The 14,822-nt window shown below is 59.5% G+C and carries 13 protein-coding genes and 1 tRNA gene; 6 read left to right on the forward strand and 8 right to left on the reverse strand.

The window, feature by feature from the left end; translation table 11 throughout:
* Positions 1 to 85: 85 nt before the first annotated feature.
* Entirely contained in the window at positions 86 to 4,660 is a 4,575-nt protein-coding gene (locus tag NW830_RS08095) for a GAF domain-containing protein (RefSeq protein ID WP_414404660.1), read from the reverse strand.
* 378 nt (positions 4,661 to 5,038) lie between these two features.
* Between NW830_RS08095 and NW830_RS08100 the strand changes: the two genes are divergently transcribed.
* A complete protein-coding gene (locus NW830_RS08100) occupies positions 5,039 to 5,416 on the forward strand; it encodes a hypothetical protein (protein ID WP_414361752.1) in 378 nt (125 codons plus the stop codon).
* A 104-nt stretch (positions 5,417 to 5,520) separates the two neighbouring features.
* On the opposite strand, the gene NW830_RS08105 is transcribed toward NW830_RS08100, so the two are convergent.
* A tRNA-Leu gene (locus tag NW830_RS08105) sits at positions 5,521 to 5,603 on the reverse strand.
* A 113-nt stretch (positions 5,604 to 5,716) separates the two neighbouring features.
* Between NW830_RS08105 and tgt the strand changes: the two genes are divergently transcribed.
* The 4 genes from tgt to NW830_RS08125 all read left to right on the forward strand — a co-directional run bounded on the left by tgt (position 5,717) and on the right by NW830_RS08125 (position 9,144).
* Complete coding sequence (tgt, locus tag NW830_RS08110) at positions 5,717 to 6,820, forward strand: tRNA guanosine(34) transglycosylase Tgt (RefSeq protein ID WP_414361750.1); 1,104 nt, start codon at positions 5,717 to 5,719, stop codon at positions 6,818 to 6,820.
* A gap of 101 nt (positions 6,821 to 6,921) precedes the next feature.
* Complete coding sequence (locus tag NW830_RS08115) at positions 6,922 to 7,533, forward strand: hypothetical protein (protein WP_414361748.1); 612 nt, start codon at positions 6,922 to 6,924, stop codon at positions 7,531 to 7,533.
* Between the two features lie 66 nt (positions 7,534 to 7,599).
* Positions 7,600 to 8,841, forward strand: a complete 1,242-nt coding sequence (locus NW830_RS08120; RefSeq protein ID WP_414361746.1) for a hypothetical protein — start codon at positions 7,600 to 7,602, stop codon at positions 8,839 to 8,841.
* Between the two features lie 6 nt (positions 8,842 to 8,847).
* Positions 8,848 to 9,144 (forward strand): hypothetical protein, encoded by a 297-nt coding sequence (locus tag NW830_RS08125; protein WP_414361744.1) that lies wholly within the window; start codon positions 8,848 to 8,850, stop codon positions 9,142 to 9,144.
* A gap of 50 nt (positions 9,145 to 9,194) precedes the next feature.
* On the opposite strand, the gene NW830_RS08130 is transcribed toward NW830_RS08125, so the two are convergent.
* From NW830_RS08130 to NW830_RS08145, 4 genes are all read right to left on the reverse strand, one after another.
* Positions 9,195 to 10,874 (reverse strand): hypothetical protein, encoded by a 1,680-nt coding sequence (locus tag NW830_RS08130; RefSeq protein ID WP_414361742.1) that lies wholly within the window; start codon positions 10,872 to 10,874, stop codon positions 9,195 to 9,197.
* Between the two features lie 132 nt (positions 10,875 to 11,006).
* Positions 11,007 to 11,915, reverse strand: coding sequence for a shikimate dehydrogenase (locus NW830_RS08135; RefSeq protein ID WP_414361740.1), 909 nt, complete (start codon positions 11,913 to 11,915; stop codon positions 11,007 to 11,009).
* Positions 11,916 to 11,972: 57 nt separating this feature from the next.
* The gene (locus NW830_RS08140; protein WP_414361739.1) at positions 11,973 to 12,620 is read right to left on the reverse strand and encodes an SIMPL domain-containing protein; all 648 of its coding nucleotides are present in this window, start codon (positions 12,618 to 12,620) and stop codon (positions 11,973 to 11,975) included.
* Positions 12,621 to 12,814: 194 nt separating this feature from the next.
* Positions 12,815 to 13,075, reverse strand: coding sequence for a hypothetical protein (locus NW830_RS08145; protein WP_414361737.1), 261 nt, complete (start codon positions 13,073 to 13,075; stop codon positions 12,815 to 12,817).
* A gap of 183 nt (positions 13,076 to 13,258) precedes the next feature.
* Between NW830_RS08145 and NW830_RS08150 the strand changes: the two genes are divergently transcribed.
* Positions 13,259 to 13,534, forward strand: coding sequence for a DUF4404 family protein (locus NW830_RS08150; RefSeq protein WP_414361735.1), 276 nt, complete (start codon positions 13,259 to 13,261; stop codon positions 13,532 to 13,534).
* Positions 13,535 to 13,967: 433 nt separating this feature from the next.
* On the opposite strand, the gene NW830_RS08155 is transcribed toward NW830_RS08150, so the two are convergent.
* Entirely contained in the window at positions 13,968 to 14,180 is a 213-nt protein-coding gene (locus NW830_RS08155) for a DUF2555 domain-containing protein (RefSeq protein WP_414361733.1), read from the reverse strand.
* Between the two features lie 100 nt (positions 14,181 to 14,280).
* Entirely contained in the window at positions 14,281 to 14,631 is a 351-nt protein-coding gene (locus NW830_RS08160; protein ID WP_414361731.1) for a hypothetical protein, read from the reverse strand.
* Positions 14,632 to 14,822 lie beyond the last annotated feature (191 nt).

Genomic DNA, 14,822 nt, shown 5'->3' on the forward strand with positions numbered 1-14,822 from the left:
CTTCTGCCCCCAACGGTTCCCCACTTGATCCCCATCTCCCTTTGGGAGAGAGGCTGGAGGTGAGGGCAACAAGTCTGGGATCGCCCTAGCCTTTCAATCCCTGCAGGTACTGGCAAATGTCGGCCAAGATGCGCTCCAGCTCCTCCAGGTTCTGGGAAGCGCCTGCCCATTTTGGGTCATCAGCTTGGGATCCCGGCTGCGCCAGTTGCACCCCCAGGTGTTCTAGCTCGCGGGCTGCTTGAGAAAAGGCATTGGCCCCCACGTTGGCGCTGGCTCCCTTGAGGCGGTGGGCAATTTTCCTCAAGTCTTCGGCATTACCCGCTGCAAGAGCTTGGCGCAGCCGCGGCAACTGCTCCTGGCAATCCTGGACAAACACCTGCAGCAGCTCCCGCTGAAACTGGCGGTCGCCCGCCGTAACCCGCTCCAAGTAGGCGGCGTCGATGGGGTAGGGCAGCGTGGGAGCAGGGTCACCGCCGGCAGCTTCAGGAGAAGGCGGATCGGACGAAGCCGCCCCGTTGGCTGCTCCTGCTGCGGAAGGGGCGATCCTTTGGCTCCAGTGGTTGAGCACTTTTTCTAGATCCTCCTTTAGCACCGGCTTACTGAGATAGTCGTCCATACCCGCTTGCAGGCAGCGCTCCCGATCCTCTTGCATGGCGTTGGCCGTGATGGCAATCACGACGGTGCGGTGGCCGGATCCCCGCTCCTGCTGGCGCAGGCGGCGGGTGGCCTCGTAGCCGTCCATCACTGGCATCTGGCAGTCCATGAGGATGAGGTCGTACTTGACTCGCTGCAGCAGATCCAAAACCTCCTGGCCGTTGGCCACCACATCCGCCAGGTAGCCCAAGCTCTGGAGCTGGCGCAGGGCCACCTTTTGGTTGACGGGGTTGTCTTCGGCCAAGAGGATGCGCAGGGGTTGCTGGGGACGGCTGGCGGAGGGCGCACTTTGCGAAAGGGGTGGGCCCATGCCCAGCAGCGCGGTGGCCAGGCCGGAAGACTTGCCCAGCGCCATGATCAGAGCTTCTTGCAATCGCGTTTGCTTGACCGGCTTGGTTAGGTAGGCAGCAAAGCCAATCTCGGCGGCGCGGCGGGAGTGCTCCCCCAACCCCAGCGAGGTCATCATCACCAGTTGCGTCGGGGACAGTTCGGGATCCGCCTTGATCCAGCGGCCCAAGGTCTCCCCGTCCACCTCCGGCATCTGCATGTCCAAAACCGCCAAGGGGAAGGGGATCCCTTCCCGCACGGCCTGGCGCAGTTTGTCCAGAGCCTGGTAGGCATTTTCGGCTTCTTCCACCACCATGCCCCAAGCGGTGGCCTGGCAGCGGACGATCTTGCGGTTGGTGGCGTTGTCGTCCACCACCAACAGCCGCTTGCCCTGAAGATCGACAGGGATGCGGGCGGGGTTCTGGGCAATCTGGCGGGGGTAGGGTTGTCTTTCCAGGGTCAGCTCGAGGCTGAAGGTGCTGCCGCGGCCCACCTCGCTCTCTAGGAAGATCTTGCCCCCCATCAGCTCTGTCAGTTGCTTGCAAATGGCTAGGCCCAGGCCTGTGCCCCCGTATTTGCGGGTGGTAGAAGCATCCACTTGGGTGAAGGGCTGAAACAGCTTGGCTTGCGCTTCCTTGGGGATCCCGATCCCTGTATCCCTTACCGAGAGCCGCAGTTGGACATGGGTGGCCGTCTCCTGCAGCAGCTCGGCCTGGATGACCACCTCCCCTTGATGGGTGAACTTGATGGCGTTGCTCACCAAGTTGTTGAGGATTTGGCGCAGCCGCGACGCATCCCCCCGCAGATAGCGGGGCACTTCCGGCGGCATCAGCACCGCCAGCTCCAGGCCCTTGGCATGGGCAGTGGGGGCAAAGAGATCCGCCACCTCCTCCAAACAGGCCCTCAGGTCGAAGTCCAGGATCTCCAGCTCCATCTCCCCGGCTTCCAGCTTGGAGAAGTCCAGGATGTCGTTGATGAGGGTCAGCAGGGCATCGCCGCTGATGCGAATGGTCTCGACAAAGTCCCGCTGCTCTGGGGTCAGGGGTGTCTCCAGCAACAAGCCCGTCATCCCCAGCACCGCGTTCATGGGGGTGCGGATCTCGTGGCTCATGGTAGCCAAGAAGCTGCTTTTGGCCTGAGAAGCCTGCTCTGCCGCTTTGCGGGCTTGTTCTAGCTCGAGGCTGCGCTGCCGCTCCCGCTCCAGGAGCTCTGCCTGGGTGAGGGCAATGCCGATTTGGTTGGCCAGTTGCACCAGCAGCTCGATCTCAAACGGCTGCCACTGGCGGGGTGCAGAACACTGGTGGGCCAACAACAGCCCCCATAGCCGCTGCTCCATGAAGAGGGGCACCACCAGGTTGGCCTTCACCTGCATTGTTTGCAGCAGCTCCAGGTAGCAGGGCTCCAGCCCTTCGGCCTCCACGTCGCTGATGGCGCGAACCCGGCCCTGGCTGTAGAGCTCAGCATATTTTTCCTGAAAACAGGGATCCTCAATCACCTCGCCCAAAAGGGAAGGGATGCCGGGCTGGGTTTTCTCGTTGGAGATGATCCCGGATCCATCCGGCTGGAAGCGGTAGACCAAAACGCGATCCGCCTTGAGCAGGGCTTGGATCTCCGTTACTGCCGTTTCCAGGATCTCGGCAATATCCAGCGATTGGCGGATCTTTAAGCTGAGATCGGCCAGCAGTTGGGCCCGCCGGCTCTGCCGCTCCAGCTCCTCGGCAGCTTTTTTGCGCTCGGTGATGTTGCGGAAAATGCCCCGCGTGGAGACCATCACCCCATCTTCAAAGCGGCAGTTAACACTTCCCTCCACCCAGATGGTTTCGCCCTTGGCAGTGACAAAGGCCGTCTCCACCTTGTCCAGAGGTTGGCCAGCCAAAAGCTTCTGGAAAGCGACCTGGCAGTGCTCTCGATAGTCGGGGTGGATGATGTCGAAAACCCTCATTTGGTGGATTTGAGCTTCGTCGTAGCCCAGGGTCTCCTTCCAGGCGCGGTTGACGTAGAGAAAGTACCCTTCGGCATTGACAGCCTGAATGAGATCGCTGGCATTTTCAAAGAGATCCCGGTAGCGCTCTTCGCTTTCTTTGAGAGCCAGCTCCGCCAGCTTGCGCTCGGTGATGTCGATGCCGGTGCTGATGATAAACTCCACCTCACCCTTGGCATCGACCAAGGCGGTGTTGGTCCAAGCAATGAGCCGCAGCGCCCCCTGCTTGGTGCGCCAGAAGTTTTCATGGCGGTTTAAGAAAAGGGAGCGACTGCCCTTAAGTTGTTGAAAAGCTTGCTTCACGCCGGCCATCTCCTCCGCCGGGATCAAGCCCAAGTCCCAGAGCAGTTGGCCCTTGACTTCTGCCAGCGAATAGCCAGAAAGCTGCTCGGCAGCGCGGTTAAAGCGCAGGATGCGCCCTTCGGGATCCATGACCACCACCACAGCGCCTGCCGTGTCGAGGATGGCGTTGGTAAAGTCCCGCTCCTGCTTGAGGAAGGTTTCCGCCCGCTCCCGCTCGGCAGTTTCGCGGCGAATGAGGACATAAACTGCGGCCAACAGCAAGTAGGTAAAAGCTAGCCCCCCCAGCAGGATGGCATTGGTTCTAACCCAAGCAAGCTGGAACTGCCCGCTGCGCTGCTGCAACAGAAGCCGCTCTTGCTCCTGGAGCGCCTCCACTAGGTTGGCGATCCGCTCCATCAACCTTTGCCCTTCGCCCCTCTTCAAGGCTTCTTGAACAGCGGCCAGCCCCTCTTGATCCCGGAGCCGGATAAGATCTTGGGCAAGGTTCAGACGCTGTTCCAAAAGCAGCTCCAGCCACTTCAGGCGCCCTTGCTGGAGAGGGTTGTCGGCTGTCAACTCTTGCAGCCAGCTAAGACGAGTGGGAATGGCCTCAAGGCTGGCCTTGTACTCGTCGAGGTAGCGAGTCTCGTTGGTCAAAAAGTAGCCCTGTTTACCTGCCTCGGCAGCACGGAGCTCTGAGAGCAATCCTTCCAGGTTCTGGATCACTTCCAAGGTATGGGCCACTTGCTCCGTCAGTTGGGGCAGGCGACTGGCGTTGCGCTGGGCAGAGTAGGCGATCCCGCCCAAGATCAGGGCAGCCAGGCCCAGGCCAGCACTGACCTTGAGGAGAAAGCGGTTTTTGCGAGCAGGCTTGCTCTCGCCAGCTTTGGGAAGCAAGGGAGCCTTGGCCAACTCCCGCAAGGTGCGGCGCAGCTCCAGTTGGGCTGTCACCTGATGGGCCAGGGCCTTGAGCTGCTCCAATTGCTCCGGGCTGAGCTGGCGGGGTTGGTAGTCCACCACGCAGAGGGTACCCAGCGCGTGCCCTTCCGGCGTTACCAAGGGCACACCGGCGTAAAAGCGAATATGCGGCTCTTGGGTTACAAGAGGGTTATCGGCAAAGCGCGGATCCTGGGTGGCATCCGGCACCACCAGCGGCTCTTTGGGCGAGAGAATGGCGTGGGCACAGAAGGCCACATCCCGCGGCGTTTCCTCGATGCCCTCAATGCCGAACTTAGCCTTAAACCACTGGCGATGCTCGTCGATGAGAGAGACCAGCGAGACGGGCGTGCCGCAGATGTAGGCAGCAAGCCGGACGATCTCGTCAAAGGCAGTTTCAGGGGCTGTATCGAGAACTTGATACTCTCGTAGGGCAGCCAGCCGCTCTTCTTCGTTGGGGGGAAGGGGAGCCTTGGGCATAGGTCAAGCTGGAGAGACGGGATCCGGCGCTGCCGTGGGTGAACCTCAGCAGCCTGGTAAAAGAGACAACCCCAGCATAACTCCCCGACCGCCCTGCCGGAATCCTTAGGGATCTTATGCCCCCAAACGAACTAAGCGGGAGCCGTACTGCCTGACTTGAGGGAAATGCCCTTGTTCTGGGAGGGTGATCCCAGGGGCTTGGCTTTCAAGAAACTATCACGTAAAGGCAAGAAAATCTCGACGACCCTCGCTTAGCATTAGTTTTACTTATCTTAAAAATAAGCAGGTTCTAGTACTTTTAAGTTGAAACTTTCCGATTAGAGACTTATGATGGTCGGACAGACTTCAGGATCAGGCTTTTGGGGGTAGGGCAGCCTTATGAACAAGCTTCAAGACAGTCTGGTGAAGGCTCTCACCATTGACGGAGCACTGGGCATCGCTTTGGGGGACTGGAAGACCGGAATGTGTCTGGGGTTTAAGGGCACCAACAGCCCTGCCTTTCCCGAAGCTAACCTGGAGCTGGCCATTGCCGGAAACACCGAGGTGATCCGCGCCAAGATGCGAGCTGCAGAGTCTCTTAAGCTCACCGACAGAATCGAAGAGATACTTATTATTCTGGAGACTCAGTATCACCTGATGTATCTAATTAAGCACATACCTGGGCTATTTTTCTATCTGGCTTTGGATCGAGAGAAAGGCAACTTGGCTCTTGCTCGTATCAAGCTCTCCCAAATTGAAAAAGAGCTGACTCTCTAACCTCACAGGAGTTCCGCAGCCAAGCAAGATTCTTTTAGAGCTTGCTCTGCATTGAGGTACTCTACGTTGAGGTAATGGGGTAGGTAGCGACCAATCCAAAGAAATGCGGAACCGGGGACTTGAACCCCGATGGCATTGCTGCCACTAGAACCTGAATCTAGCGCGTCTACCATTCCGCCAGTTCCGCAGCGATCTATAAGCATGCCCAAGAAAGGGGATCCCTGTCAAGGGCTGGGGGGGTTTAGAAGGGGATCTTATGCTAAGCTCGGCTGCGCACGCAATGGATCCAGAGCGCTGACCTTGGCGGCTTTTACTTTTGTTTGCGAGGGCACCTGCCCCAACACACAGGCGCGGGCGGGTTATTTCATTACCCCCCATGGCGAGATCCCGACCCCCTGCTTTATGCCGGTGGGAACGCTGGCCAATGTGAAAACCCTCACGCCTGCTCAACTCAAGGAGACCGGCGCCCACATTATCCTCAGCAACACCTATCATCTGCACCTACGCCCCGGCGAAGAGATCATTCAAGCGGCGGGGGGCCTGCACCGCTTCATGGGCTGGCCCGGTCCCATCCTCACGGATTCAGGCGGCTTTCAAGTTTTTAGCCTCAGCGCCATCCGCCAAATCGACGAGGAAGGGGTAACGTTTCGCTCGCCTTACGATGGGCGAATTATTCACTTCACTCCTGAGCTCTCCATCCAGATCCAAAATGCTTTGGGGGCAGACATCATCATGGCTTTTGACGAGTGTCCCCCCTATCCTGCCAGCCCTGAGGCGGTGGCGGCAGCGGTGCGGCGGACTACTCAATGGCTGAAGCGCTGCGTGGAAGCCCACCGTCGCTCCGACCAGGCTTTGTTTGGCATTGTTCAGGGGGGGGTTTACCCGGAGCTGCGTCGGCAGGCAGCGGAAGAAGTCTGTCGGCTGGATCTACCCGGCTATGCCATCGGCGGCGTCAGCGTAGGAGAGCCGGTGGAGCTAATGCACGCGGTGGTGCGACAAACAGCCCCCCTCTTGCCAGCCGATCGCCCCCGTTATCTCATGGGGGTGGGCACCTATGCCGAGATGCGGGCGGCAGTGGCTGCCGGCGTGGACTTGTTTGACTGTGTCATTCCCACGCGCTATGCCCGCCACGGCACCGTGATCAGCCGCGGCCAACGCTGGAACATCAAGAATGCCGAACACCGCCGCAGCCTGGATCCCATCGATCCCGACTGCCCCTGCTACACCTGCCGCCACTTCAGCCGCGCCTATTTATGCCACCTCATCCGCGCCCAAGAGCTCCTGGGCTACACTCTGCTTTCCATCCACAACATCACGGAGCTCGTGCGCTACACCCAAAGAATGCGCCAGGCCATTCTGGAAGGCAAATTTCATGAGAACTGGGATCCGTGGCGCGAGGGCTGAGCCTCCTCGGGGAGCTTCGTTAACATCGGTAAATATTCGTAGGTTAGGCTTCCTAATCGCTACAATAAGGGGATAACCTAGTCTTAACCTCAGAGGAGAGCATGGCTGTCCGCACCCTGCAAAGTGTAATTGAGCAGCATATTGCTGGACTCCCTGGCCTCATTGCCGTCTTGATAGGGCGGGTCACTGACGGTGCCACAGTAGCCAAAGTAACCTATGCCAGCGACTCCCAAGAGGAGCAAGCCCTAGAACGTTTAGGCACCTACGCCGGCGACTTGTTGCAGGCCAATAGCCGCCTTTGTCAAACCGTTAGCCCCGGCCAAGAGGCGGACTACCTTTTGGCAGGTACTCCGGCGTTGCGGGTTGTCATCAAAGCCTTTCCCAAAAGCCCCTACTTTGTTTTGTTTCTGACCCGTTCCATCACCGACCTCAAGGCGATTTCAGACCGGATTAAGGCCATCCTCATCGACGGCAAACCACTGCTGCCCCCTGTTCAAGACGACACTCTATCCACTGCTCAGGCTTTGATTAGCTACGCCAAGCGCTACGCTCCGGATCCCAACTTTGTCGCCCTGCGCCTGTCTTTGAAAACGGGCATTGACCGCAACCGCCTTGAAAAAGGCACCCTGAACCGACAGGAGCTGCGCATTCTCTACAAAGCGGTGGCCGATCTTTTGGGCAGAGAACATCTGCCGATTGCCTTGCCTAGCTAAAGAAGGCTAAGGTTGTGGGAGTCGTTAACTGTTCTCCCTTCCTATCCCCTCGAGCTCAGGCCATCTATGTTGGAGCATTTACGCCTTGACCGCGCTCGCAAGCTAATTTCTCTCTTCGGCGAGCCGGTAATTTTCCACTGCCACCACTACAACCTATTTCTGCAGCAGACCATTGAGGATCCCGACTGGATTGATGGGGTGAGCATCCTGCGCACGGCAGCTCAGGAGATTTTCTACAGCTTGCTCCAGGGCGCTTTTAAAACCTTGGGAGTGCAGCAGGCAGCAGAGCGGCTGGCGGTGGCGTGCCAGTTGTTCGGCTTTCTCGGCTTGGGGCGACTGGAGCTGCAGGCCAGCCCCAGCGGTGGCGAAGCCCAGCTCACCCACTCCCACTACGCAGAAGGCTGGCTGAGCAAGTACGGGGATCAGGCTAACCGCACCCGCCCCATCGATCATCTAGCCGTGGGCTATGTGGCGGCGGCGCTGGATGCCACTTTTGGCGAGCTGGGCAGCTACACGGCAGAGGAAACGGAGTGCATGGCGGTTACGCGCAAGGATCGCTGCCTGATCCAGGCTACTCGGCTGCCACGGCCTCAGACTTTGGTTCCTAGCCCCGGCATGGGCAAGCTCATTGAACGTCCAGCCGATCTGCCCAAGCCGATAACAGCGGTGGACTATGACGCGGTCAACGAAGCTCTGTGGAGCCTGCCTTTGGCAGGAGATAAACGGGGGCAGATTCGCGCCTTCAACGTGCTGCTCACGCGCATGCCTGCCAATTACTACAACCGCATCCAGTACCGCTTTTTGGAAGAGCTGAAAGCAGTGCAACCCGGTCTGCAGCAGGTGGCAGAGGATCTAATTCGCGAATCGGGCCATGTCTGTGTCTTCTACACCTTGGGCAACATCATGGAGTCCCTGGAGTGGGAAACCCTTGTGGGGCCAATGCTGGAAAAGGATACCGACTGGATCCACGGGGCCTATGCTGTAGCCAGCAGCTTGGGGTTCGGTCGTTGGCAGGCTTTGGAGGTGGTGAGCGATCATTCCTGCCGGGTGGCTATTGACGGCAACTACGAGACCAACTACTTTTTGGCTTCCTACCCACGGGCAGACTATCCGAGCTGCTATTTTGCCCAAGGGGCGGTGCCGGCGCTGATGAACCTGGTTTACAACGGCAACATTCAGCAGAAGCCGATTCTGGATCAAGTCTTCTACAACCGCCTCTTCCAGCGGGGTGGGCTGTTTCACGGGAAGGAGACCAAAGCCAGAGAGAAAGGGGATCCCTGGTGTGAGTTCTACGCCGAGCGGATTTAGGGATCCATGCAGGTGCGCATCCTGAGGCGGCGAGAGTGTGGAAGGGGCTGGGCCACAGACCTGCTGCTGCCGCGCTGCCTGAGCTGGCCGGAGGTGGAAGAGCTGGCGCAGGAGATAGGGGCCACCTGCCGCTGTTTTCAAAAGCAACTGGTGTGGTTGGATCTGCCGGCAGGGCGAATTACCGCTTCCTTGCGGGTACCTCGCCTAACTTTGCGGCTCTACGACGCCGCTGTTGAAGCCCAGGTTCTAAACTGCTTGCAGCAGTTGGTGAAGTCGGCTGATCCTGAGGCCCAGGAGCCATAGCAAGCCCTCTACAGTACTCCCTCAACAAGCGCCCTGCATGCTGGCCAGCCTTAGAGCTGACAAGTGCGACGGCTGTGCTCCAGCTCCGGTTCAATCCAGGAGAGGGAAAAGTGACTCACGCAGGGCAACTGGGGGAAGCGGCGGGCTAGTTCTGCCATCTGAATTTCCAAGCTGGGCCGTTTTCGCTGCGCTTGTCCCCACAGGCCGGCAATAGCCGGACACACAAAGGTTTGAGGAGAAGCCACAGCCAAGACTCGCTCCACTTGCTGCACTACACAGGAGCTAGCCTCGCACTTGGCATAGGCCATCGGGTGCCACTCCATGCCGGGATCAAAGCGATCCCAAGGCTGGAGACGGGCATCAAACCCCTCTCCTACCTCCAGATTGCCCTCGGGGAAAAAGACGGCCCCGGTCGGGATCCCAAGGCTTTGGGCCGGTTGGGCAGCTTGCCGTAGGTAATCGAGGATCCCATGGCGGGCAAACTCGACGCTGAGCTGCCAGAGCTGCTCTTGCCAGCGCTCCTGTCGGAGAGCGGCGCTAGGGGTGGGCGTGGGATCCGGCGGCGCTGCTTCTGGACGGGGAGCCGCCAAATTCTCTAAACCGCTATTCCCTGAATCACCTTCTAAATCAGCAGGGGTGGAATCCCCATTCCCAGCTGCTCTGCTTTGGGCCATCCCGTCCCTTAGTTCTGGAGAAAGCGGCCGCTCCCTGCTTGCGCTAGGCTTGGGATTCCCTGGCTGGCGCCACCGGGGCTCTTCGGCATAGGTGGCATCCAGATGGAGAACATCCGCCACAGTAATATAGCCCTGGCTGAGGTAACGCTCCAGCAAGGCTCGGCCCGCCGGGTTTTCTGCCAAATCCAGGTAGGCTTGCCGGGCCGCCTCCCCATGGATCCACAGATCCCGAACAGTGGCTGCCACACTGGATCCCCCAGAGCCGCGCGGATAGCGAATGTAGTCGAAGAGGATCCCATCCGGCTGCCGCTGCAGGATGCGGCGGATTAGCTCGGCAAAATCCCGTCGCGCCACGGGATGGAAGGGATCCACAAACACCTCATCCGGGCTGCCCAAATCTTCCGCAAGGGCTGTCGCCGGATCCAAGACGGTGGTGAGGCCACGGCCGTTGCGGGCCAGAACTTTCTGGCGATCTGGGAGAAGCCCGTAGCTGTAGCCGAAATTGAGGGAAAACACCCAGGCATAGGCCGATAGCCCCCGCCGTCGCGCCGCCTTGAAAGCCAAATCCAACAAATCAGCATTGGGCTGCAGGCTGGGCCAGATCCCGCCCGCTCCATCGGGCAGAACGGCGCGGCCATCGTGAAGCGTCTCGATAAAAACGCGGTTGTAGCCCAGGTTCACCACTTGGTCAAACACCTGATCCAGTACGCCCGGCTTGGCATCACAGGGATGCAAGCGCACCCAAATGGCTTGGATTTGCGGCCAACGGCGGCTGCGGCAGGCCATCAAGGCAGCGCGATGTTCGGCTAAGACTTGGGTGTATTCGGCCCAAGCGGCCTCTGACTGGGTGGCCCGCTGGCGCAGTTGAGCCTTGCGCTCCACTTCCTCAGGGGGTTGCCGGCAGAAGGCATCGAGCTGAGGAGCAGACAGGGATCCTGTCTGGTTCTCGCTGCCCTGAAGCGCGGAACCGGAGTCCGGGAAAAGAGAATGGCCAAACCTAGGGAATTGGGCCTGGGCGGCAATTCCGGATCCCAGCCACATCAGTGCGCCAAGCACACCTACAAGCCATTTCCGCTGCCGCCTCGGCAACCTTAACACCCTTAACCCCATCGAGAATTGCTTTAGCTCTATCTCCCCCTAGAGATCGGCAGGCCCGAGGCAATTGTTCCCGCCCCCAGCCAATTGCGCTCAACTTGGAGAGGAGAGCTGGGGCTTGGGATGCCTTGCCCTATCTGCCTCAATCTGGGCCAACTGCTGCCGGGCCGCCTGCCGCATCACCTCCACCGGCACAGGCTTGCCCCCCAGCCAGAGGGAGAGGGCCTTGGCCCCCTGGTGGATCAGCATCTCCAGGCCACTGATGGGGGTATGGCCTAACTCTGCGGCCATCCGCAGCAGGGGAGTGGGATCCGGTACATAGATGAGATCGTAGACAACGGCGCCGGCGGGCAGAAGGTGCAGCTGCTCCCGGCTAAGGGGAGACAGCTCGGCAGGGGATCCCGGCTTGTACATGCCCACGGGGGTGGTGTTGACCACAAGGGAAGTCTCGGGCAAGTGGCGATCCAGCTCGGCCCAGCTCAGCGTTTCCACCTGCGGCCAGGTCTGTTGCAAAGCCTGTAACTTCTCAGGGGATCGCCCGGCCACCCGTACTGGCCCCAACTCCAACTCCAAACAGCCCTGGATGGCCGCCCGCGCCGCCCCGCCACAGCCCAGGATCAGGGTCGGGATCCCCTTTTCCAAGCCCCGCAAAGGCTGAACAAAGCCGTCGATATCGGTGTTGGTGCCGCCCCAGCCTCCCTCCGGCAAGGCGTAGACCGTGTTTACTGCTCCCACCTTTGCCGCCCGCGCTTCCACCTGGCTGAGCAAAGGCAGAATCGCCTGCTTGTGGGGAATGGTGACGTTAAACCCCCGCACCCCGATGGCCGCCAGCCCGGCCACCGCCACCGCCAAGCGCTCTGCCGCCACCGGAAAGGGCACATAGCAGTAGTCTTCTCCCATGGCCGCCAAAGCGGCGTTGTGCATTGCCGGGGATAGGCTGTGGGCCACCGGATCCCCGATCAGGCCCAGTAACTGGGTGCTTCCTGAAATCCGTCTGTCCACTCTAGTCCCTTAAGGGATCCCTCTAACGTCCTCAGATCCAGAAGCGCAGGGGAGCAGCTAGTAGCGGATCTCAAGGGTAACTTGGGCACGCACTGTCTGCCGCCCTCCTTCCACTGGCGTGGAGGCTGCCTGTAGACGAGCGTACTCGGCTCCACCGCTGCCTGCTAGAGGGAGCAGGGGTGCAACATAGCTATCGCTGTGAACCTGGATGCCCTCCACAGAACGGATGCTCAGGTTCAAGGCCTTCAACACATCGCTGGCTTGACGTTGGGCATCTTCCACGGCTTGGGTCAGGGCACGGCTGCGTGCCTGCAACAAGGTGGCCTCATCCGCTTGGAAGCTGACCGATTCCACCTGGGTGGCTCCAGCCGCCACGGCTTCATCCAGCACCTCTCCGGCTCGGGCTATGGGTACTTCAAATTGCAGGCTGTTTTGCCCCCGTACCCCAGTCAGGCGGGGTGGGCTCTGCTGGTAGTCGTATTGGGGATAGAGAGAAATGCCGGTAGTCTGCAGGGCGCTCACCTGCAGCTCTTTGAGGCGGTTCACCAGGCGTTCCGAGCGCTCGGCCACCTGTTGCTGGACCGCTTGGGCTGTCTCCCCTTGAAGCACCACCCCCAGCCGGATTACGGCAATGGAGGTTTCCACTGCAACAGATCCCTGGCCGGTTACCGTCAAGGTTCGGGATCCCTCACCGGGACTGGCCATTGCCCCGCCTCCAGCGATTGCGTTCCAACCCAACAGTGCCAGCGCCAGTACCACGCCCAGCCAGGCCACCCCCTTCAGCCTTTTCCACCCCTTGAGCCTGTCCATTGCTTCCCCCTTTCAGTCGTTAACCCCAGCCTACTCCCACCGTTCCTCCACCTGATCTGACAAAAGCCCCAGCCACCAGTTCCCTAACCTCACCCAGCCGCTGCGTTCTTGCCCCCCGGATTGTGTATCCGCACATAAAACACGCGTTGATACCGTTGATACATGGAAGTGCTGCCGGAAAAAGGCCCCAGCCGCCAATACCGCGGCTCCCGGCTCACAATGGAGTAGCCATGCTTTGCCGCCCACTGCTGCAGCAGCTCCTGGCTGCGTCTTTGTTCCCAGACAAAAATTCCCAGGAACAGGGCAACGGCAACCACTGTCCCCAGCAGGGCCAATGCCAGCTCAGACATAGGGATAGACAGCAAGGCTATTGCCCATCCTATGGGAGTTGCTCCAAGGCTGGGATCCCCGGCTGCAAAAGTTAACCTTTGCCGCCTCAGCCGCTCCCAAAAGAGGGATCCCCGCTCCTGCCCACAGGGCGTATGATTGAGTCAGCGTGGTCAAAACTCGATTTTAATAAGGTCTTTTTGAGAATGGCTGCCTCGAAACTGCGACAACTGCTGCATGACCTGGATGTTGAGCTGCAAAAAACCCCTGGCTTGGATGAAAAGCAGCGGCAGCACATTGCCGCTATTCGCCAGGAGGTAGAGGCGGTGCTGGCCGAGCTGGGATCCCCAAGCAAGGGCCAACAAAACCAAGGGCGCAAAGATCGCATTGGGGAAGCGCTGGCCCTATTTGAAACCTCTCACCCCAACCTCACCCTGATCCTGGAGCAAGTGATCGACACATTGGCAGGGATGGGTCTGTAGTTCCCCCAGTGGGTATCCGAGGGTTTCAGAATGAACAGCCAAGACCGCTTAGATCGAGCAGAACAACTCCTAGCTCAGGCAGCCGAGCAGATTGCGGCCAACAGCCGCGAGATCCAAGAGCTACGCCAGGCCATCCGAGAAAGCCACGAGCAAAATATGGCCCAGGCGCAAGGTTTGAGAGACTTACAGGAAGTTGTCCGCGAGACCCGCTCAGATTTAGCACACTTGGCTGAATGGGCTGAGGAAGTAACTCAAGCTCTCATCACTCTTACTGCATTGCAACAAGAGCACGAACGCGCCATCCAGGCCATCAACCAGCGTCAGATCGAGAATGACCAGAGGTTTAACGTTCTCCTCGAAGAAGTGCGCTATCTTATTCGCAGACTTCCTCTCCCCCTTCTACTTGAGGAGGGGGGATTCTTTCTGAGCAAATCTAGTCCTCATCCACTTCCCACTCCAACAGGTGGGCGTAGGGAGCCACCAGCTCGGGAGAGTAAAAGGCAATAGCCCGCAGGGTGTGCCAATCTTCTAAGCAGTCAAAGACGTTAGGGTACTCGTTGCGCTCCAGCCGCTCTGCAATGGCCGCCACATCGGCTGCAGTGAATTGGCGGGGATCCCTGGCTTCTACTTTGGATCGGGCAGACATAGGTAGCCTGAAACACTACAAGCCGATCTTAGCCTCTCGGCCCGACGCCCCCTGGCCGAAAACGCAAATTTGCAACAGGGCAGGCTGGGATCTGCCTTGACTAGCGGAGGAGCTCGGAGTCTAAAACAGGCTCTGTCTGGGTGACGCGATAGTAGCCGGCCTGGGTGCGAACCGAGGCTTGATAGGGGCTGGGCAAATCCAGCGAGCGCAAGGGCGGGATGTTGGTGCGCTGGTTCAGCAAAGTGGTGAAGAAGGCGGTAACTTGCTGGGCCTGGGAGCGCACCACTTCCTCAGGGAAAATGACTGGATCGGCCTCCTTGCCCGTATCCAGCAAGATTCGATCTAGAGCCTCCCCCACCGGATAAGAAGGGTAGGCAATTTGGGCAAAAGCCGATCCAACCGGGATCCCGGCAGCCAGATAGCCCAGAACAATTGCCAAGGTCAGACGCATGGGCTGTGGTTCCTCCTACGCTACAGCTTGTTCCTCAACACCGGAAAAAGCAGGATCTGGGCTTTGCCCACCAACTTTTACCCCTGAGGAGCCTACCTCTTGACCGGCAGCTAAGGCGGATTCTACCCAAAATGCGCCAACTGGCAACCGCTTGCGGATCCCAACGTGACAAGGGATCCCCTTGCCGACTA

The organism is Synechococcus sp. OH30, from assembly GCF_047462175.1.
In the GTDB taxonomy this organism is placed as follows: domain Bacteria; phylum Cyanobacteriota; class Cyanobacteriia; order Thermostichales; family Thermostichaceae; genus Thermostichus.